General features: G+C 62.3%; 17 protein-coding genes. 13 read left to right on the forward strand and 4 right to left on the reverse strand.

What is annotated here, in order from left to right; translation table 11 throughout:
- The first annotated feature begins 46 nt into the window (after nt 1–46).
- The 5 genes from eutB to ACP151_RS08995 all read left to right on the forward strand — a co-directional run bounded on the left by eutB (nt 47) and on the right by ACP151_RS08995 (nt 5,804).
- Nucleotides 47–1,054 carry a hydroxyectoine utilization dehydratase EutB gene (gene eutB / locus ACP151_RS08975; protein ID WP_424978547.1) on the forward strand — a complete coding sequence of 336 codons (1,008 nt, stop codon included), beginning with the start codon at nt 47–49 and terminating at the stop codon, nt 1,052–1,054.
- Nucleotides 1,047–2,039 carry an ectoine utilization protein EutC gene (eutC, locus tag ACP151_RS08980; RefSeq protein WP_424978548.1) on the forward strand — a complete coding sequence of 331 codons (993 nt, stop codon included), beginning with the start codon at nt 1,047–1,049 and terminating at the stop codon, nt 2,037–2,039. The genes eutB and eutC overlap by 8 nt, the downstream gene beginning before the upstream one ends.
- A gap of 19 nt (nt 2,040–2,058) precedes the next feature.
- Nucleotides 2,059–3,246 carry an ectoine hydrolase DoeA gene (gene doeA / locus ACP151_RS08985; RefSeq protein WP_424978549.1) on the forward strand — a complete coding sequence of 396 codons (1,188 nt, stop codon included), beginning with the start codon at nt 2,059–2,061 and terminating at the stop codon, nt 3,244–3,246.
- Between the two features lie 3 nt (nt 3,247–3,249).
- A complete protein-coding gene (gene doeB, locus ACP151_RS08990; RefSeq protein ID WP_424978550.1) occupies nt 3,250–4,242 on the forward strand; it encodes a N(2)-acetyl-L-2,4-diaminobutanoate deacetylase DoeB in 993 nt (330 codons plus the stop codon).
- A 188-nt stretch (nt 4,243–4,430) separates the two neighbouring features.
- On the forward strand, nt 4,431–5,804 hold the full coding sequence (locus ACP151_RS08995) for an aspartate aminotransferase family protein (protein ID WP_424978551.1): 1,374 nt from the start codon (nt 4,431–4,433) through the stop codon (nt 5,802–5,804).
- Between the two features lie 52 nt (nt 5,805–5,856).
- On the opposite strand, the gene ACP151_RS09000 is transcribed toward ACP151_RS08995, so the two are convergent.
- Both ACP151_RS09000 and ACP151_RS09005 read right to left on the reverse strand, forming a co-directional pair.
- On the reverse strand, nt 5,857–6,993 hold the full coding sequence (locus ACP151_RS09000) for a sensor histidine kinase (protein ID WP_424978552.1): 1,137 nt from the start codon (nt 6,991–6,993) through the stop codon (nt 5,857–5,859).
- A 29-nt stretch (nt 6,994–7,022) separates the two neighbouring features.
- The gene (locus ACP151_RS09005) at nt 7,023–7,790 is read right to left on the reverse strand and encodes a substrate-binding periplasmic protein (protein ID WP_424978553.1); all 768 of its coding nucleotides are present in this window, start codon (nt 7,788–7,790) and stop codon (nt 7,023–7,025) included.
- Nucleotides 7,791–8,003: 213 nt separating this feature from the next.
- Between ACP151_RS09005 and ACP151_RS09010 the strand changes: the two genes are divergently transcribed.
- The 8 genes from ACP151_RS09010 to ACP151_RS09045 all read left to right on the forward strand — a co-directional run bounded on the left by ACP151_RS09010 (nt 8,004) and on the right by ACP151_RS09045 (nt 18,066).
- Nucleotides 8,004–9,449, forward strand: a complete 1,446-nt coding sequence (locus tag ACP151_RS09010) for a sensor histidine kinase (protein WP_424978554.1) — start codon at nt 8,004–8,006, stop codon at nt 9,447–9,449.
- 37 nt (nt 9,450–9,486) lie between these two features.
- The gene (locus tag ACP151_RS09015; protein WP_424978555.1) at nt 9,487–9,897 is read left to right on the forward strand and encodes a response regulator; all 411 of its coding nucleotides are present in this window, start codon (nt 9,487–9,489) and stop codon (nt 9,895–9,897) included.
- A 477-nt stretch (nt 9,898–10,374) separates the two neighbouring features.
- Nucleotides 10,375–12,306 (forward strand): serine/threonine-protein kinase, encoded by a 1,932-nt coding sequence (locus ACP151_RS09020; protein ID WP_424978556.1) that lies wholly within the window; start codon nt 10,375–10,377, stop codon nt 12,304–12,306.
- A gap of 103 nt (nt 12,307–12,409) precedes the next feature.
- Nucleotides 12,410–13,600, forward strand: a complete 1,191-nt coding sequence (locus ACP151_RS09025; RefSeq protein WP_424978557.1) for a peptidoglycan-binding protein LysM — start codon at nt 12,410–12,412, stop codon at nt 13,598–13,600.
- 91 nt (nt 13,601–13,691) lie between these two features.
- The gene (locus ACP151_RS09030) at nt 13,692–14,789 is read left to right on the forward strand and encodes a LysM peptidoglycan-binding domain-containing protein (protein ID WP_424978558.1); all 1,098 of its coding nucleotides are present in this window, start codon (nt 13,692–13,694) and stop codon (nt 14,787–14,789) included.
- Between the two features lie 166 nt (nt 14,790–14,955).
- The gene (locus ACP151_RS09035; protein ID WP_424978559.1) at nt 14,956–15,810 is read left to right on the forward strand and encodes an FHA domain-containing protein; all 855 of its coding nucleotides are present in this window, start codon (nt 14,956–14,958) and stop codon (nt 15,808–15,810) included.
- Complete coding sequence (locus tag ACP151_RS09040) at nt 15,794–16,744, forward strand: PP2C family protein-serine/threonine phosphatase (RefSeq protein WP_424978560.1); 951 nt, start codon at nt 15,794–15,796, stop codon at nt 16,742–16,744. Before ACP151_RS09035 ends, ACP151_RS09040 begins: the two co-directional genes overlap by 17 nt.
- 2 nt (nt 16,745–16,746) lie before the next feature.
- The gene (locus ACP151_RS09045; protein ID WP_424978561.1) at nt 16,747–18,066 is read left to right on the forward strand and encodes a hypothetical protein; all 1,320 of its coding nucleotides are present in this window, start codon (nt 16,747–16,749) and stop codon (nt 18,064–18,066) included.
- A 36-nt stretch (nt 18,067–18,102) separates the two neighbouring features.
- Here ACP151_RS09045 and ACP151_RS09050 read toward each other — a convergent pair whose 3' ends face one another.
- Nucleotides 18,103–18,897 carry a hypothetical protein gene (locus ACP151_RS09050; protein ID WP_424978562.1) on the reverse strand — a complete coding sequence of 265 codons (795 nt, stop codon included), beginning with the start codon at nt 18,895–18,897 and terminating at the stop codon, nt 18,103–18,105.
- A 39-nt stretch (nt 18,898–18,936) separates the two neighbouring features.
- Nucleotides 18,937–19,302, reverse strand: a complete 366-nt coding sequence (locus ACP151_RS09055; protein ID WP_424978563.1) for a hypothetical protein — start codon at nt 19,300–19,302, stop codon at nt 18,937–18,939.
- Between the last annotated feature and the right edge of the window lie 7 nt (nt 19,303–19,309).

Consider the following 19,309-nt stretch of genomic DNA (forward strand, 5'->3'; position numbering starts at 1 on the left):
GCTGCGGCGGGCCTTTCCAAACAGAAATTGGCAAGAGGGGCGTCAGATGACAAAGATCCTCACCCTGCAGGACAGCTACGCCGCCCGAACGCGGATTGCCGGGCGAATCCGGCGGACTCAGCTGCTGGACTCGCCTGCGCTTAGCCGGATCAGCGGTGGCCGGGTGGCGCTGAAGCTGGAGAACAGCCAGATCACCGGCAGTTTCAAGCTGCGCGGCGCCACCAATGCGGTGCTGTCCCTGACGCAGGCGCAGCGCGCGGCGGGTGTGGTGGGCGTCTCCACCGGCAACCATGGGCGCGGTCTGGCCTATGCGGCGGCGCAGGCCGGTGTGCGCTGTATCATCTGCATGTCCAAACTGGTGCCGCAGAACAAGGTTGAGGGCATCCAATCCCACGGCGCCGAGGTGCGCATCGTGGGACACTCGCAGGATGATGCGCAGGTGGAGGTGGACCGGCTGGTGGCGGAAGGCATGACCATGCTGCCGCCTTTTGACCACCCGGACATCATCGCAGGCCAGAGCACGGTGGCGCTGGAAATGCTGGAGCAGGCGCCGGATCTCGATACCGTTCTGGTGCCCTTGTCCGGTGGCGGGCTGATTTCCGGCGTGGGCATGGTGCTGAAGGCGGCCAACCCGGAGATCCGCGTCATCGGCATCAGCATGGAACGCGGTGCGGCGATGCATGCCTGCCTGCAGGCGGGCAAGCCCGTTCAAGTGGAGGAACTGCCGACGCTGGCGGATTCTCTGGGCGGCGGCATCGGGCTGGACAATGCCTATACATTTCAAATGACAAAGGCGTTTGTCGATGAGGTGGTGCTGGTGACCGAGGCGGAAATCGCCGCGGCCATTCGCCATGCCTATTTCGAGGAGCGCCAGATTATTGAAGGCTCCGGCAGCGTTGGCATTGCAGCGTTGCTGGCGGGCAAGATCGACGCCCCGGGGCGTTGCGTGTCGCTGGTGAGCGGCCAGAACATCGCCATGGACCTGCACAAACGCATCATCGACGGTGAAGACGTGGATGTGGAAGCCGAGACAAAGGGAGGCGCAGATGCCTGACATCAGAATCCTGACCGAGGCAGAGCTGCGCGCATTGGTGCCGCTGGACATGGAGGCGGTGGAATGTGTCGAACAGGGCTTCACCACGCTGGCGGGTGGCAAGGTGGTGATGCCGCCGATCATGACGCTGCCGGTGCCGGATCATAACGGCGAGGTCTGCGTGAAAACCGCCTATGTGCCGGGCATAGACAGCTTTGCCATGAAGATGAGCCCCGGGTTCTTCGACAATCCCATGATTGGCCTGCCCAGCACCACCGGGCTGATGGTGGTGTTTTCCAGCAAAACCGGCCTTCTTCAGTCGCTGTTGCTGGACAATGGTTATCTGACCGATGTGCGCACCGCAGCGGCCGGGGCGGTAGCAGCGCGCCACCTGGCGCGGGCGGATGCATCGCATGTGTGCATCATCGGCGCCGGGGTGCAGTCGAAAATGCAGCTGCAGGCGATGACCCTGGTGCGCGATATCCAAAGCGCGGTGATCTGGGCGCGCGACGGGGCCAAGGCCGAAGCCGCCGCCGCCAGCCTGCGCGGCGAGCTGGGGATTGAAATCACCGTCAGCGCGGATATCGCCCAGGCGGTTGCCTCCGCAGACATCGTGGTCACCACCACGCCCGCCGCAGACCCTGTGATCCGGGCAGACTGGCTGCAGCCGGGGCAGCTGGTGATCGCCATGGGATCGGATCAGGAGCACAAATGCGAGCTGGAGCCAGCTTGCCTGACCAGGGCGGATCTTTATGTGCCGGACAGCCAGTCCCAATGCACCGTCAAAGGCGAGCTGCGCAGTGCCGTTGCGGCAGGGCTGATCGCCCCCGAGCAAAGCTTTGCCGAACTTGGCAGCATCACCGCAGGTCAGGCCGCTGGACGCCGCACGGACAGCGACCTGATCATTGCCGATCTGACCGGCACCGGTGTTCAGGACACCGCCATCGCAACCCTTGCAGGCCACCGCGCGGATGCGGCGGGGGCCGGTGCCGCTTTCACCAGCTGATCAATCAGGAGCCACGCAAATGGCAGACCCCACGCTGTATTTTACCCGTGCAGAATATCAGGCGCGTCTCGACAAGACGCGGGCCGAAATGGCCCGCCGCGGGCTTGATCTTCTGATCGTCACTGATCCGTCGAACATGAACTGGCTGACCGGTTACGACGGCTGGTCCTTTTATGTGCATCAATGCGTTGTGCTGGGTCTGGAGGGCGCGCCGCTCTGGTACGGGCGCGGCCAGGACGCCAATGGCGCGCTGCGCACCTGCTATATGGATCCCGCCAATATCATCGGCTACCCGGACCATTACGTGCAGTCGACCGAACGCCATCCGATGGATTACCTGTCGGCGCAGCTGAAGGATCGCGGGCTGGACGGCGGCGTGATCGGCGTTGAGATGGACAATTACTGGTTCACCGCGGCGGCCTTCATGTCGCTGCAAAAGCATCTGCCGAATGCGCGTTTTGCTGATGCCAATGCGCTGGTCAATTGGCAGCGGGCGGTGAAGTCCGAAGCCGAGCTGACCTATATGCGCCAGGCTGGCAAACTCGTCGAACGCATGCACCAGCGGATCTTTGATAAAGTCGAGCCGGGGATGCGCAAATGCGATCTGGTGGCCGATATCTATGACGCGGCCCTGCGCTATGACGCGGGCCTTGGCTTTGGTGGCGATTACCCGGCGATTGTGCCGTTGCTGCCGTCCGGGCCGGATGCCGCCGCGCCGCATCTGACCTGGGACGACCTGCCGATGAAGCCCGGCGAAGGCACGTTTTTTGAGATCGCCGGTGTTGTTCACCGCTACCATTGCCCGCTGTCGCGCACGGTGTTTCTGGGCAAGCCGACGCAGACCTTTCTGGACGCGGAAAAGGCGGTGCTCGAGGGCATGGAGGCGGGGCTGGAGATGGCCAGGGTCGGCAACACCTGCGAAGACATTGCCAAAGCGTTTTTCAAGGTGCTGAAAAAATACGGCATCGAAAAGGACAACCGCACCGGCTATCCGATCGGGGTCAGCTACCCGCCGGACTGGGGCGAGCGCACCATGTCGCTGCGTCCGGGCGACACCAGTGTTCTGCAAGAGAACATGACATTTCATTTCATGACTGGTCTCTGGATGGAAGATTGGGGTTTCGAGATCACCGAAAGCATCCGCATCGGGGCAAACGGGCCGGAGTGCCTGTCGAATGTGCCGCGCAAGATGCTGGTAAAGGACTGACCCATGAAGGCAAATCCAATTTCCTCCACTATCCCGCTGGATCAGGATGGGGTGCAGCACGGCTTTCTGAAACTGCCCTACAGCCGCGATGATTCTGCCTGGGGGTCTGTGATGATCCCGCTGACGGTGATCAAAAACGGCGAAGGCCCGACGGCGCTTTTGACCGGGGCCAACCACGGCGACGAATACGAAGGCCCGATTGCGCTGCAGGAACTGGCGGCCACCACCAAGGCAGAGGACGTGACCGGCAGGCTGATCATCGTGCCGGCCTTCAACTACCCGGCCTACCGGGCGGGCAGCCGCACCTCACCCATCGACAAGGGCAATATGAATCGCGCGTTTCCGGGCCGCCCCGACGGCACCGTGACCGAGAAAATCGCCGATTACTTCCAGCGCACATTGCTGCCGCTGGCGGATCTGGCGGTGGATTTCCACTCTGGCGGCAAGACGCTGGACTTCGTGCCCTTTGCCGCCGCCCATATTCTGGACGACAAGGCAACGCAGGAAGCCTGCTTTGCCGCGATGAAGGCGTTCAACGCGCCCTATTCGGTGGAGCTGCTGGAGATCGACAGCGCGGGCATGTACGACACCGCGGTTGAGGAGATGGGCAAGGTTCTGGTCACCACCGAACTTGGCGGCGGTGGTTCCTCCACCGCGCGCAGCAATGCGATTGCCAAAAAGGGGCTGCGCAATGTGCTGATCCATGCGGGCATCCTGCAGGGCGAGATGCAGATTGATGAGACTGTGAAGCTCACGATGCCGGATGATGACTGCTTCCTGTTCAGCGAAGGCGGCGGGCTGTTTGAGATCATGGCGGATCTGGGCGAAGCGGTTGCCAAGGGTGACCTGCTGGCGCGGGTCTGGCCGCTGGACCGCACCGGACAGCCACCGGTGGAGTACCGCGCCCGCCGCGCAGGGCTGGTGATCAGCCGCCACTTCCCCGGCCTGATCAAATCCGGCGACTGCGTGGCAGTGATTGGAGTGACCGGCAGCTGAACAAAAACTGGAAATAACCGGACGGGCCGTGTAGGCCTGTTTTACCTTGGCAATAAAGGCATTGCGCGCTGCTGCTGAGGGTCGGGTGGAGATGTCCGCCAATCCTGCGCAGCACCGGCGCTGGATCCGCGCAGACCTCCTCCTGAATATCAACCGGCGGCGCGCCGCCTTATTTGTGAGGATGACCGATGCTGAAAAACGACCAGCTTGACCAGTGGGACCGCGAGAACTTCTTTCACCCCTCGACCCATCTTGCCCAGCACGCCCGCGGCGACAGCCCGAACCGGGTGATCAAGACCGCCTCTGGCGTCTTTATCGAAGACCGGGATGGCAACAGGCTGCTGGATGCCTTTGCGGGGCTTTACTGTGTGAACGTGGGCTATGGCCGCCAGGAGATCGCCGAAGCCATTGCGGATCAGGCGCGGGAGCTGGCCTATTACCATTCCTATGTCGGCCATGGCACCGAGGCTTCGATCACCCTGGCCAAGATGATCCTGGACCGGGCGCCTGCGAATATGTCCAAGGTCTATTTCGGCCTTGGCGGCTCTGACGCCAATGAAACCAACGTCAAGCTGATCTGGTATTACAACAATATCCTGGGCCGGCCCGAGAAGAAAAAGATCATCTCTCGTTGGCGCGGCTATCACGGCTCCGGCCTCGTCACCGGTTCGCTGACAGGTCTTGAGCTGTTCCACAAGAAGTTCGACCTGCCGGTGGAGCAGGTGATCCATACTGAGGCGCCGTACTACTACCGCCGCGCCGACTTGGATCAGAGCGAGGAGCAATTCGTGGCCCATTGCGCTGCCGAACTGGAAGCGCTGATCGAGCGCGAGGGTGCCGACACCATCGCCGCCTTCATCGGTGAGCCGGTTCTGGGCACCGGCGGCATTGTGCCCCCGCCCACGGGCTATTGGCAGGCCATTCAGGCGGTGCTGAAGAAGCACGACATTCTGCTGGTGGCGGATGAAGTCGTGACCGGTTTCGGGCGCCTTGGCACCATGTTCGGCTCTGATCACTATGGGATCGAGGCTGATATCATCACCATCGCCAAGGGTCTCACCTCCGCCTATGCTCCGCTGTCCGGCTCCATCGTTTCAGACAAGGTCTGGAAGGTGCTGGAGCAGGGCACCGATGAAAACGGCCCGATCGGCCACGGCTGGACCTATTCGGCGCATCCGATCGGGGCGGCGGCAGGGGTGGCGAACCTCAAGCTGATTGACGCGCTGAACCTTGTCAGCAATGCCGGCGATACTGGCGCCTATCTGAATGCGATCATGGCCGAGGCGCTGGAGGGTCACGCCAATGTGGGCGACGTGCGCGGCGAGGGGATGCTCTGTGCGGTGGAATTTGTGAAGGACAAGGACAGCCGCACTTTCTTTGATGCCGCCGACAAGATCGGGCCGCAGATTTCGGCCAAGCTGTTGGAGCAGGACAAGGTCATCGCCCGCGCCATGCCGCAGGGCGACATCCTGGGCTTTGCGCCGCCGTTCTGCCTGACCCGGGCCGAGGCCGATCAGGTGGCCGACGCCACCCTGCGCGCTGTGAAGGCAGTGCTGGGCTAGGCTTTGGTTCCGGCAAATATCCAGGCAGGCGCGCAGACCGCGCCTGCTGTCCTCAAAGTGCAGCCGCCTGCGGCAGGGGCAGCTTCAACAGAAACTCGGTGGCAAACCCCGCAGCTGTGGGCGCGTCCAGAAGCTCCAGCGATCCGCCCATCAGATGTGCCAGGTCGGTGCAGATCCAAAGACCCAGGCCGGCCCCGTCATGCGGGCGGCTCATGCCCTGCTTGCCCTGGGTGAAGCGTTCAAAGATCTGCCCCCGCACCTCAGCCGGAATGCCTTCGCCGGTATCCCGGATGCGGATTTCCAGCCCGTGCTTCGACCCGGCAAGCGGGCTGACCGCAATCTGCACCTTGCCCAAGGCGGTGAACTTGGAGGCGTTGTCAGTGAGATTGCCGATAATCTGGGAGACCCTGCCGCCGTCCAGATAATACTCCGGGTCAAGGTCCGGAGACAGTTCCAGCAAGGCGGTGACATCGTCATCCCGGCTGCGGCGGTGCAGCGATGCTTCGGCGGTCACCAGCCAATGCCGGGTCAGCCGCCTGATATCGGTCTGGTGCGGATTGATGGTCACGGCCTTGGCCTCCAATTTGGCGGCCTCCAGGGTATTGCTGACCATTTCTAGCAGCCGCTGGCCCGCCGACAGGGCGGTGCGGGCGTGCTGTTTGCATTTCGGTGGGGTATCCGGCGCGATCTGGATCAGGTGCAGCAGCCCCAGCATGGCATTGAGAGGCGTGCGCAATTCGTGGCTGGTTGTGGCCAGGAAACTTGTCTGGACCGCCAGGGCGTCCTTTGCTTCCTGCTCTGCGGCGCGCCGTTCCGAAACTTCGCTCTGAAGCTGGGCCAGCTGCTCTCCGATCCGGGTTTCATGCCGGGTCAGGCTAGTTTCGATCCTGTCCAGCATGCCGGTACCCTGCTCTGCGGGCGGGCCGTTGTGCTGGTCGCAGCCATCTGGGCTCAAGGCGGCCAGCCGACGCAGCACGAGCCTGTTCACGCAGCAGAAAAGCGCGGCGGCAAATGTTCCGAACACAAAAAGGGCTGCGGCAGCCAGCGCCCAGGGGGATGGCAGTTCAGCCTGCAGCGGTGGCGTCAGGAAAACTGCCAGCCCCAAGCCTGTGAGCCCCGCAGCGGCAGCAGAGAGCAATGCAAAGACCCGCAGCACTGTGTGGGTCAGGGGATCGGCGGGCCTGAACATGAGCATTTTCCGGTGCGGCTGCGTCTTGATCACTGGGTGGCTGCATTCCCGTTCTGAATCCGGAGAACCTCTCCTTCCGCATGCAGTTCTGCGAGCGCCCGGTTGAATTCGGATACATATTTGTCGGCGCCGCTGGCTTTGGAAAGGCCGAAATAGGAATAGCGGGCGGAAATCGGCGATGCGGCGGGCACAATCTGCCCTGCCAGCCCTGCTGATTTCACTGTGAAATGCCCGACCTCCTCGCTGATGGCAATCAGGTCCACCCGGTTTGATTGCAGCAGCTTGAGCAGCGCCGGAACATCGCGGGCGCGGGTGATCGGCTGTGCTACGGACAATGCGGCTTCCATTTCCTCATCGATGAAACCACCATTCAGCATCCCCAGGCGCAGGTCGGACAACGCGGGGAAATCACTGCCGCCGCCAGGCAGACCCTGGGGAAACCGTGAGCTCAGAAACCAAAAGCTGTCCTTTTGCAGGAATGCAGCCTCGCTGAAGGTCAGGTAGGATGCTCGTTCTTCATTCTTGAACAGCGGCAGGATGCCATCCATATCGCCGCTGCGCGCCAGTTCCTGGCAGCGTTTCCAGGGCAGGATCTGCACCCGCGCCGACACAGCGTCGATCCGCTGGGTCACCGCGGCAAGCAGTTCAACCTTGGTTCCACCCTCAGGTTCCCCCGACTGGCCCAATGTGTAGGGCGGATAAGGATCATAGCAAAACGACAGTTCAGCCTCTGCCAGCGCGGCGCGGGGAAAAAGGAACAGCCCCGCAATCGCGAGTTTCTGGAACATATGGATCATCAATGCTCTCCTGGTGGTTTTGCCAATGTCGGTTTTTGTCAAAGTTTTCTTGTTTCTACTTGTCAAAAGTTAAAGCATTTGTGCAACAATCCGCCAAATAAACTTATCAAAAGCAAGGAGCTGAAGCATCGCTCGCCACAGAAGATGCCAAGGCGCAGCGAGGCAGGCTGAGGTGGGGAATGATATGAAGACCAGCACAGCGGAAGGGGGCTCATGCTGCAAATAGTGCCCGCAGGCCTGTTTGCGCGGCTGCGCGACAGCTTCCGCTTGGGTGCGCAAAGCCCGGTGGGCCGCCGGTTTGCAGTGCTGGCAGTCCTGTGCAGCAGCGTCATTGCCCTGTTCATGACGGCGTTGCAGCTGTTCCTGGACTACCGGCGCGACCGCGAGGAGGTTTTTCAGTCGGTTGCAGTCATCGAAACAACGGTGCTGCCAGCCATGGCCGAGAGCCTGTGGCTGTTTGACGATGTTCTCATCCGCTCGCAGCTGAACAGTTTGATCAACGTCAAGGGTATCCGCCACGCAGAGCTGCGCGACAGCGGCGGGACGGTCTGGTCCGCAGGCCGGCGGACAGACGCGCCGGGCCAGGAATTTGACATGCCGGTCGTGCGTGGCCAGGGCGAAGCGGAGCAGGTTCTTGGCCAGCTGTCCGTGCAGGCCGACTTTCAAGAGGTCTATAGGCGCACCCTGAACCGCGCCGGCGTCATTCTGTTGTCCAACGGGGTAAAGACGGCGGTGGTGGCGGCATGTCTTTTGGTGATTTACCAGTTGATGATCGGCAGGCATCTGGTCAGCCTGGCGCGCCACGCGAATAATCTGCAGCCAGGCCGCCAGCCGGGGCGGCTGCCAGAGCACGCCGGCAAGGCGGTGGGCGAACTGGCGCAGCTTGCAGAGGCCATCAGCCGTTCAGCGACGGCGTCCTACAGCTATGCAAGCGAACTGGATGCCAGCAACCAGCGGCTGCAGGAGGCAAACAAAGAGCAGGCGGAATTCACCTATGCGGTGTCCCATGATCTCAAGTCCCCGTCCAACACGATCGGCATGCTGATTGAAGAGCTGGAGCAGCTTAGCCTGGAGGATGAAGGGGCCCTGCAGACCCTGGCCGACATGAAGCGCACCAACACCCGCATGGGGCAATTGGTGGAGGATGTGCTGAACTATGCCCGGATCATTGAAGAACGCCCGGTCTTTGAACAGGTGGAGATGGGGCCGCTGCTGGAGGCGCTGAAGGAGGATCTGGCGGCAGATATTGCGCGCAGCGGCGCGGACATCCGGATGGAAACGCTGCCGCCGGTTCACGGCCACGCGCTGCAGTTGCGGATCCTGTTTCAGAACCTGTTGGCAAACGCCATCAAATTCCGTGCCCCGGACCGGGCACCACGGATCGAAATCCGCATGGTCCCACCGCGCAGCGGCGACAGGCCGGACCAGGTCCGCATTTCGGTGTCAGACAATGGCATCGGCATTCCCGCTGCGCTGCGCCAGAAAGTTTTCGGATTGTTTCAGCGGCTTCACGCAAGTTCAAGCTATACGGGTTCTGGTCTTGGATTGACAATTTGCAGAAGAATCGCCTCAAATCACCACGGCAGCATCACAGTTACCGACGGGATCAACGGCGGCACCGCCTTTGAAGTCCTGCTATGGTTGAACGAACTGCCTTGAACGACATCCGCCAGTCGGGCGGCAAAGGGACAATAGAATGACGAAGCGCATTAAACTGGCGATCATTATTGACGACGATGAGGTCGATCAGCGGATCTACAGGCGGGTTATGGACCGCTCCGGACTGGTGGATAACGTCATGTGCTTCACTTATGCGGATGAGGCGCTTGCCCATCTGATCGCACATCCGGACCTGGAGGTGGATGTCATCTTTCTGGACATCAACATGCCGCGGATGAACGGCTTTGAATTCCTGGATGCCGCAATGCAGGAATTCGGCAGCGCCTTTGCCAGAATGGTGGTGGTGATGCTGACCACCTCGCTGCATCCAGAGGATGAGCAGCGCGCCAAAGGCATGGAGGTTGTCAAGGAATTCATCCGCAAGCCGCTGACGGTGGAACATGTCGCAGAGGTTGCCAAACTGCTGGAACAGCGCGAACCACAGTAGGCCGATCCCAGCGTTTGATCCCGCTGTGCGGCCTGCCCTGCAGCCGCAGGCCTGAACACAGCCGGTCCCGGGTCGGTCTCAGGTCGGCCTTGGGCGGGGTCTTCCCAAAGATTTCAGCGCTCCCAGGCCGGTGGACAGCCCGCCGATCCGGGGGCGTTTATTGTTTCCACCTGTTAACCAATATCCGGCGCAGACCCCGATTCCCGGTGGCAGAGCGCCGTTTTTCCGCCGTATTTGGCCCCATGCGCGGCCTGCGCCTTTGGTTGAGTGTCGCGGCCACCTGAATCCGGTGCCTGGGCAAGCCGCCAACTACCGGAAAAACAGGTGAAAAAACCCGACCCTCTCCGTTCGCCAATATTCCCTCTTTGCGCCTTATTGTTGCCGGGTTCTCAACAGATCAGATTAACAAAGAATTAATGCATCGAGCAGGCAGCAGCAAAAGCAGCGGTCACAGAACAGTGAGACGGGAGCAAGAGAATGGCACTCAATACGCTTGTCGAAAATTCAGCCGAAATGGAGCAGCAGGATGACCTGCAGCCGGGCACCACGCTGCTTCACGGCCAGTACACGATCACACGCTTTCTCAACAACGGCGGCTTTGGCATCACCTATCTGGCTAAGGACAGCCTGGACCGGACGGTTGTGATCAAGGAATGTTTTGCGGATGCTTTCTGCCGCCGGACCCAGGCGCAGGTCAGCGCACGGTCCCGGGCGCATCAGGGCGAGCTGAAGTCGATCATCCGCCATTTCATCCGCGAAGCGCAGAGCCTGTCGAAGCTGAAGCACCCCAACATTGTCGGTGTGCACCAGGTGTTCGAAGACAACGACACCGCCTACATGGCGATCGATTATGTGGACGGACGCGACCTGCAGGATATTCTGGATGACGCGGACGCCACGCTGACCCCGGAGCAGATCACCAGCATGACCCGCAAGCTGCTGGAAGCCATCGGGTATGTGCATGACGCCAATCTGCTGCATCGCGACATTTCCCCCGACAACATCCTGCTGACCAAGGACGGCGAGCCGGTGCTGATCGACTTTGGCGCCGCCCGCGAAGACACCAGCGCGGATGGCCGCAAGCATTCGGCGCTGCGGGTGGTCAAGGACGGCTATTCGCCGCAGGAATTCTATATCGCCGGCAGCGATCAGGGCCCCTGGAGCGATCTCTATGCGCTGGCAGCCTCGCTGTACCATGTGATCAAGGGCGAGGCGCCGGTAAACGGCCAGGCCCGGCTGGTGGCCATCGCCGAACAGCGCCCCGATCCGTATGAGCCCCTGGCCGGTGCGGTTGAGGGATATGGCGACGGGTTCCTGGAGGCCATCGACAAGGCGATGAACACAAAACCGGCAATGCGCCTGCAGACCGCCGGGGACTGGCTGGCGATGCTGGACGGCAAAGCGGTTGAGCTGGCCGCGCCGCAGGCGGCCAACAGCACGGCTGCGCCGGCCGGTGCGGACACAAAGCGCAGCCGCCTGCCGGCAGTCTCTGTTCTGGCGGTTCTGGCCGGTCTGGGCGTGGCAGGATATGCCTACTATGGCAGCACCGGTGCTGATGCGGTTGCGGAAGCGCCGACGGCAGCAGTGGCAGCAGCAGAAATCGCAGAGGCGACGCCTGCAGCGGCAGATCCCGCCCCGGCGGCTGAGGAACGGGCCGCTGTGGCAACAGCAGAAACGGTGGCAGCAGTTGACAAGCCTGCAGTGACTGAGGCACCGGCGGAACCCGCCGCGGCCGAACCGCAGGCAACCGCCGCAATTGAGGAACCGGCACAGCCCGAACCGGCGGCAGTGCAACCTGGGCCCTTTACAGGTCATGCGGTCAGCTATGCCCTGTGGGATGTCTCGGTGCCCTTCGAGTTCGAAGAAAAGACCGTGCGCAAAGCCCGGGTGGTGTCGATCACCGGCACCGGGGAAAACACCGATCTTGGCAAGACAGGCAGCTGGATTGCGCCGGGCGTGGATATTCTGACTGTCAATAACCAGCCGCTGACAGCAGATGCCCCGTTTGCCTCGCAGATGCTGACCGCGATGCAGATCGATCCGGACGGCTATACCCGCGCCTCCATCCGTTACAGGGATGCGGAAACCAAACGGTTCGAAATGGGACTGCTGGCATTGCCGGTCGTGCGCCGGACCGGGATGAACAGCGGTCTGCAATTCGAAGCCCGGATGCAAGACGGCGCGTGGGTCACAGCTGTTAGCCAGCAGGCTGCCCAAGGGTCTGCGGATTTGCAGCCCGGAGACATCCTGCTGCGTGAAACCGCAACCGGCACCCGCCTGACAGAGGCAGAATCGCTGGCTGAGATCATGCAGGCGCTGAAGGAACAGGGGGCTGCCGAAGCACGTTTTGACATTCTGCGCGGCGAAGAGGCAGCCACGGTCAGCCTGACACTGGCCGGGCAGAGCTAACCTCTCCAAGACTTCCACCTGACCACCAATAACGGGCGGCCCGCCTTTCCCGCGGCCGCTCACCGGGAGAGCTTTGCCTCCTGCACCGACAAGGACAGATTACATGCGGACAACTGCTAAACTCATGGGCGCTTCGCTGATCGCCATCGCCGCCGCCGGGCAATCCGCCCAGGCACAGGAAGCCTGCCAGGTCTATGAGGTCCAGGCCAACGACAACCTGCGGGAAATCACTGAGAAGGCCTATGGCCACTCCAAGTTCCGGGTGATCTACAACGCCAACCGGGACGTGATCGGTCGCAACCCCAACGTCATCGAAATCGGCATGCGGCTGGTGCTGCCCTGCGCTGATGGAAGCCTGCCCGCAGAAGCGGTTGCGGCTGAAGCGGTGGCGGAAGAGGCAGAAGTGCTGACGGCAGCTGCCACCGAAGCAGGCACCGAGGCACCGCAAGCTGACGCCCAGGCAGAGACACAGGCTGAAATTGAGGTTGAAACACTGGCCACCGCCGAGCAGGCAGAAACCCAGGCGGCCCCTGCAGCGGCAGAGCCGATGGTGCTGATCACCGGCAATGATTTCCCGCCCTTCACCGGCGAGGACCTGCCCGGCCGCGGCATGTTCACCCAGCTGATCGAAACCGCCGCCCTGCGCAGCGCATCGGACACCGAGGTCTCTGTGACCTTTGTCAACGACTGGGAGTCGCATCTGGAAACCCTGTTGCCCGCGATGGCCTTTGAAGGCTCCTTCCCCTGGCTGAAGCCCGACTGCGAGGAATACGCTGTTCTGTCCGAGGGCGACAAGGTCCGCTGCGACAGCTACCGCTTCTCCGATCCCTTCTATGAAATTGTTGACGGCTTCTTTGCCGCCACCGGCAGTGTCTATGCCGACGCCTTTGACTATGGCGCGCTGAAAGGCGCCCGGATCTGCCGCCCCGAGGGCTATTCCATGGCGCATCTGGATACCGCAGGCCTCACCGCGGAAACCGTGAAATTCTACCGCCCGGTGCAGATTTCAGAATGTTTCACCGCCCTGACCGCCGGGGCCGTGGATGTGGTCGCCCTCGACACTCTGGTTGCCAGCGACACGCTCGCCTCCATGGGGCTGGCTGGCCAAATCAAGGAAAACCCGAACCTTGGCGAGGTGAAATCTCTCCATGCCATCGTTCACAAGGATCATCCACGGGCCGATGAAACCCTGGATCTTCTCAATCGCGGACTGAAAGAAATGTCCGTTTCCGGTGAATGGTACGCCATCATCTCCAAGGCGCTGCAAAGCGAAATCAGACCTCTGACGAACTGACTGACCTCCCCCCCAATCCCCTAATCCCCCAAGATCACTGCCTTCAGGCCTCTGGGCGTCACGGCGGTGCCATTGAAAAGGAACTAAACTCATGACGATGATCAAATCCCTGGTTCAATACAGCGCAACCACCGTAACCGCCGCCCTGTTCATCTCCACCTCTGCGGCTGCGCAGGAAGCCTGTGCCCCCTATACCGTTCAGAACGGCGACAGCCTTGGTTCGATTGCCATGTCCGCCTATGGCTCCTTCGATTATCAGATGATCTTCAACGCCAACCGCAACGCGATTGCCAACCCCAACAGCCTGGCCCCCGGCACTGTGCTGCAGATCCCCTGTGAAGACGGACGTCTGAGCGCGGACAGTGATGTGACGGAAATCATTTCGGAAGAAGAGGAAAAACAGGCCAAGCGCGCCAAGTCCAGCGTCTATGAGCCGCCGATCAAGATGGTCTCTGCCAACGGCTGGGCGCCCTTCACCGGCGAAAGCCTCAAGGGCGGCGGCATGCTGGTGCGCCTGGCCACCACCGCGCTGAACCGTGGCGGCAACGACCGGGAATACAACCTGAGCTACGTTGATGACTGGCAGTCCCATCTCGATACGCTGCTGCCGCTTGGCGCCTTTGATGTGTCGATTGCCTGGTTCAAGCCGGCGGATTGTTCCAACCCCGAGACAATGGACGAAAACACCAAATACCGCTGCACGCAGATGAATTTCTCGCTGCCGATCTATGAATCTGTTTCCGCCCATTTCACCCTGCATGACAACCCCTATGCCAATGTCCGGGACTATGCGGATTACGCCGGGGCGAAAATCTGCCGCCCGGATGGCTGGTCCATGTCGGAACTGTCCAGCAATGGCCTGGTTGAACCTTTGATCACCCTGGTGCAGCCGGCCGATGGCACCGATTGCATGCGGGCTGTCTTGAATGGCGAAGCGGATATGGGGCTGCTGGATCTCGAAGTCGGCGATGCCGCGATCCAGGAACTTCCGGAAGCGGCGAACAAGGTTCAGCTGAACCCGAACCTGTCGCAGCTGCAGTCGATCCATTTCGCAACACATAAAACCAACCCGCGCGGCCGCGTTTACCTGTCCCTGCTCAACAAGGGCCTGAACGAGATGCGCGAAACCGGCGAATGGTACGCGATCATTGCCGACAGCCTGGCCGAGTTCAACAAGATCGGCAGCTAAACCATTCTTCCGGCCATGCCCTGCTTGCTGCGGGCATGGCCGGGACATCCGCCCGGAGCATGGAACAGGCGGAGCAGAATCCGCGGCAGCGGCAGACAAAATCAGGGGCAGCCGGGCAGTTACCAGACCCGCTTTGCTACCTGTGAAGAGCAAAAAGGCAGACGACATGGGATTTTTCGGAAAACTTATTGGACGCCAGGACACGCACAGCGGGCCTGAACCGATGGACAGGCTGCGGGTCGCAGATGAGACGATGCAGCAGGAAGTACTGCAGGCCGTGGCACAGCACACCCGTACCGTGGAGCTGGATCTGGATCTGAACCCGCAGCCGGACCAGTACGACAGCAGCCAGCCAGAGACCGCTACCGCTACCGCTGCCGCGGATCCGGTTGCCGTTGCGGGCATCTGGGACCTGGATCCGGCTTCTGCTGCCCCCGCAGCCCCGCCTGCGCCGGCAGCTGACGAGACCGCTGCGCAGATGCCGCAGCCTGGCGGCGAGATGCCGGATCTCACGGCCCATGTCAGCGTGGCCCCCGCCCGCAAACGCCGTGCCAAGACCCGCCTCTTGGGCTTTGACACCTCGGATGGCGATGTCGTCAATCTGTTCGACAATTCCGCCCCCGCGGCACCGGTTCGCGACACAAAATTCCCGGTGGGCTGGCTCGTGGTCGCCGACGGACCCGGCTATGGCGAAAGCTTCACGCTGCAGGCTGGCATGTCTGCCATCGGCCGCGGCGAGGATCAGGCGGTTGCGCTGGATTTCGGCGATACTGCAATTTCCCGCAACAACCACGCGGCGATTGTCTTTGACCCGGAAACCTCGCAGTTCTTTCTGGGCCACGGCGGCAAGAGCAATATCGTGCGCCTGAATGGTCAGCCGGTGATCAGCAATGAAGCGCTGAAGAGCGGCGATCAGATCCGTCTCGGCGAAACCACGCTGCGTTTCATGGCGCTGTGCGGCGAAGACTTCAACTGGACCAGCGCCGGCACACAGGAGGCAGAACATGTGGAAATCGCCTGAACCACGCTTTGACGTTGCTGCCGCCATTTGCCAGGGCGCACGCGACTATCAGGAAGACGCCATCATCACCGATTTTCCGGCAGGCACCGATATCGGCATGGCCGTTCTGGCGGATGGCATGGGTGGCCATGCTGCTGGCGATGTCGCCTCCAAAATGGTGGTGACCGAGGCCTTCAGCAATCTGAAGTTCGAGAGCGTCAATTTTGCCGAGTATGAAAAGCAGATCCCCTATCACCTGACCCGCGCCGCGTCAGAGGCCAACAGCTGTGTGCAGGACTATGTCCAGGACAATCCCAGTGTGCGCGGCATGGGGGCCACCCTGGTGTCGGTGGTGATGATCGAGGACCGCCTGTACTGGCTGTCGATTGGCGACTCGCCGCTGTATCTGATGCGCGGCGGCAAGCTGCAGCAGCTCAACGAGGATCACTCGATGGCGCCGCAGATCGACATGATGGTCAAGGCGGGGCTGCTGGACGAGGCCGCCGGACGGGATCACCCGGATCGCAACTGCCTGACCTCGGTCATCCTGGGCGACCGGGTGACGCGCACCGACTGCCCCAAGGCGCCGTTCCGGCTGGAAGTCGGGGATCTGGTGGTTGTCTCCAGCGACGGGCTGCAGTTTCTGGAAGATGCGCGGATCGGCAAGATCCTGCACAAATACCGTCGCCGCAAGAGTGCGGAAATCGTTGAACGGCTGCTGGCGGCGCTGGATGAACTGGCGGACCCGGATCAGGATAATATCTCCTTTGCGGTGATCAAGCTGAATCACAACAAGCCGGTGACCCGCAAAATGCACCGCAAGCCGCTGGATCTGGTCGGCGACCAATCAGCCACTGCAACCCGTGTGGTGGCGATGAACAGCAATTCCAGCGATGGGCCGTCGATGCCGGAACAGGAGGCCAAGGTGGTTCGGCTGGCCGGGAAAGGGCGCTAGGCATGGCACAAGCGCAGAGCACCGAAACCGCTGCCGCGCTGCGGTGCGCATTGGCAGAAGGGCAGATCCCGGCCCGTCTGCAGGCTGCTGCCCAGAGCGTGCTGGACACGCTGGAGCAGCCGGTGCGGGTGACACTGTTCGGCCTGCCCGGCGCGGGCAAGTCCAGTGTTGTGAACCTGCTTTTGGGCAGCCCGGTGCTCCCGGCGGGTGCGGCGCTGCCCACCTTGCAGATCACCAGCGGCGCAGCCGCGGCCTGCAGCGGTGTTTTGGCGGACGGCAGCCGCTTCAGCCTGCCCGGGTTCGACACCGCGGCGCTGGCTGCAAGGGCTGCGGTCTTTGCCGAGGCACAGTTGCCGCTGCCTGCGCTGAACCGGATCAACGTGCTGGAAATTGCAGCGCCGGATGCGGTGGCGCTGGACCGGGCGGTACCCTGGTCTGCGCAGAAAACAGACATCGCCCTGTGGTGCACCCAGGCCTTCACCGCGGCGGAACAGGCTGCATGGGCCAGAGCCCCGGAGAATATGAAGGACAGCGCAATCCTGCTGGTTGCCAAGGCCGATGAACTGGCGGCTCAGGGGCGGCTGCAGCCTGCGCTGGCCGCCATTCAAAGCGCCGCAGGTGAGCATTTCAATCAGGTGCTGCCGCTGGCCGCTCTGGACGCGCAGGCGGCGCGGCGGCAAGACGGCACCGTGGACCGCGACCGGTTGCGCCGCACGGGCGGACAGGCGCTGATTTCCGCGATCATGCACGAGGCGAACCTACGGCAGCAGGCCGCGCTGGACCGGGCCGGCGACCTGCTGAGAACATGCGCAGTGGCGCCCGCAGCCATCCCGGCTGCAGCACCCGCACCTGTTCAGACCGCTTTCGAACCGGAACCCGCGCCCGCGATGGCGCCGCCGGCACAGCCGCCGCAGGACGGTCCGCCCACCGTCCAAGCCACGCCACCGGGTCCGGTCCCCGTGCAGGCGGCAGCAGCGGAGCACTCTGGCCTCAGCCCGCAGGTGCGACAGGCCTACGGCGCGGCACTGGACTATCTGACAGAACAGGGGCACAGCCTGGGCCAGGCCTGGCAGGGCACTGCAGACCAGAACGCCCCACGACTGATCCGGGACACCCTGAAATCGGTGCAATGGCTGGGCGACTATCTGGAAGACTGCGACAGCAGCGGCGACAGTGGGCTGGCAGGCATACGCGGCGCGGTCTCTGAGGCCGAAGACCTGATCCAGCTGATCCAGGTGGAACAGGACGACACGTCGCTGTTTGATGCCACCAGCATCCTGTTGCAGCTGAAACGGGATATGCAGGCACAGCTGGCCGCCTGATCCCGGCCTGCAAGAACGCCAATCAGGGTTTTCACCTTATAGGGTGAAAACCCGCTGCCACATGCCGTGCAGTGCTGCCAGATCGTCCTGGCTGTGGGCAAAGAGCGCGCATTCTCCGCCTGCCCAGACCACCGACACGCATAGGCCGCCCTCCAGAACCGGGCCAAGCGACACCAGCCGTGGCGTTTCCAGCGGGCCTGCATGTTTGGCAAAAGAGGCCTGGAAACGCTCCCATTGGACTTCGGCAATCTGTTGCAGCTTGGTCAGAACCGCCTGATCCGCAGCCGCACCCATCCAGGCGCCGCCGGAATGCAGCAGGCAGGCCGCATATAGCTCGGCGCTGGCATCAATGAAGAAAGCCATGGGCCGTTCCTGCTCGGCCGGGTCCAGGTCCATGATCTCTTCCAGCATCGTCAGGGGCAGCCCCAGGCTGCCCAGACCGCTGTCCGCAGCGGCGGCGGCAAATCCGGTTTCGACCAGAACGGGCTGTTCCATTTGCGCCAGCCGGACCATCGCCGCAGCCACCGCTTCCAGAACCTCCGGCTGGTCATGCGACAGGGCGGTTCCGATCAGCGGCTGGGCTTCAGCCAGATCGCTGCTGGCCGAAACCAGTGACATCAGGCGCCGTTCGGACACCACAAGAGCAAGATGGCTGTCGCCGGCATGAAAACACAGCTGCCGTTGCAGAACCGTGGTGGCAATCTCTTGCAGGATGGCAGGCAGCGGCGGCGGAAAGCAGCCGTTGGAAATCACCCGTTTGCCATCCCGGAACACGGTTTGGCGGGCGCCCAGGGCAGCCAGGTTCCCGGCAATTGCGTCGTCGTGTGTCACTTTGAAAATCCTGTTCGAAAGGCGTCTTGCACGGGTCTGTCAGCCCTCTGCGCTGATCCGGACCAGACAGGCCTGCGCGGCAATCTGAAAGGCGGCCAGATCCAGTTCGGGGGCGGCCAGGCACAACAGCGCATCTGTTGGCTGCTGCGGTGACTTGAAGGCAAGCAGGAGCCGGCCGGTTTCCCGTGCCAAGGCAAAGTCCGGCGCAGCAGCGCCAAGTGGCGGCGTGCCGTCCCCGCCCAGCAGGCAACCTGCCTGGGCACACAGCTTGTCCAGCGCATGGCGGTCCAGCGTCGACTGGCTGTTGGCCACCAGGACCATGCCCGCAGCCAGATCCGCATAGGCCACCGTCCCGCAGGCGGGAAACTGGCCGTGCAACGCATCAAGTTCTTCCGATACAGTCATAAAAGCG

This window comes from Leisingera sp. S232, from assembly GCF_049800895.1.
GTDB lineage: Bacteria > Pseudomonadota > Alphaproteobacteria > Rhodobacterales > Rhodobacteraceae > Leisingera.

Excerpts from the sequence above, each read along its gene's own strand:
- eutC (WP_424978548.1), top strand. The coding sequence starts at position 1,047 with ATGCCTGACATCAGAATCCTGACCGAGGCAGAGCTGCGCGCATTGGTG.
- ACP151_RS09010 (WP_424978554.1), top strand. The coding sequence starts at position 8,004 with ATGCTGCAAATAGTGCCCGCAGGCCTGTTTGCGCGGCTGCGCGACAGC.
- ACP151_RS09020 (WP_424978556.1), top strand. The coding sequence starts at position 10,375 with ATGGCACTCAATACGCTTGTCGAAAATTCAGCCGAAATGGAGCAGCAG.
- eutB (WP_424978547.1), top strand. The coding sequence starts at position 47 with ATGACAAAGATCCTCACCCTGCAGGACAGCTACGCCGCCCGAACGCGG.
- ACP151_RS09030 (WP_424978558.1), top strand. The coding sequence starts at position 13,692 with ATGACGATGATCAAATCCCTGGTTCAATACAGCGCAACCACCGTAACC.
- ACP151_RS09045 (WP_424978561.1), top strand. The coding sequence starts at position 16,747 with ATGGCACAAGCGCAGAGCACCGAAACCGCTGCCGCGCTGCGGTGCGCA.
- ACP151_RS09005 (WP_424978553.1), bottom strand. The coding sequence starts at position 7,790 with ATGATCCATATGTTCCAGAAACTCGCGATTGCGGGGCTGTTCCTTTTT.
- ACP151_RS09015 (WP_424978555.1), top strand. The coding sequence starts at position 9,487 with ATGACGAAGCGCATTAAACTGGCGATCATTATTGACGACGATGAGGTC.
- doeB (WP_424978550.1), top strand. The coding sequence starts at position 3,250 with ATGAAGGCAAATCCAATTTCCTCCACTATCCCGCTGGATCAGGATGGG.
- ACP151_RS09055 (WP_424978563.1), bottom strand. The coding sequence starts at position 19,302 with ATGACTGTATCGGAAGAACTTGATGCGTTGCACGGCCAGTTTCCCGCC.
- ACP151_RS08995 (WP_424978551.1), top strand. The coding sequence starts at position 4,431 with ATGCTGAAAAACGACCAGCTTGACCAGTGGGACCGCGAGAACTTCTTT.
- ACP151_RS09040 (WP_424978560.1), top strand. The coding sequence starts at position 15,794 with ATGTGGAAATCGCCTGAACCACGCTTTGACGTTGCTGCCGCCATTTGC.
- ACP151_RS09035 (WP_424978559.1), top strand. The coding sequence starts at position 14,956 with ATGGGATTTTTCGGAAAACTTATTGGACGCCAGGACACGCACAGCGGG.
- doeA (WP_424978549.1), top strand. The coding sequence starts at position 2,059 with ATGGCAGACCCCACGCTGTATTTTACCCGTGCAGAATATCAGGCGCGT.
- ACP151_RS09025 (WP_424978557.1), top strand. The coding sequence starts at position 12,410 with ATGCGGACAACTGCTAAACTCATGGGCGCTTCGCTGATCGCCATCGCC.
- ACP151_RS09000 (WP_424978552.1), bottom strand. The coding sequence starts at position 6,993 with ATGTTCAGGCCCGCCGATCCCCTGACCCACACAGTGCTGCGGGTCTTT.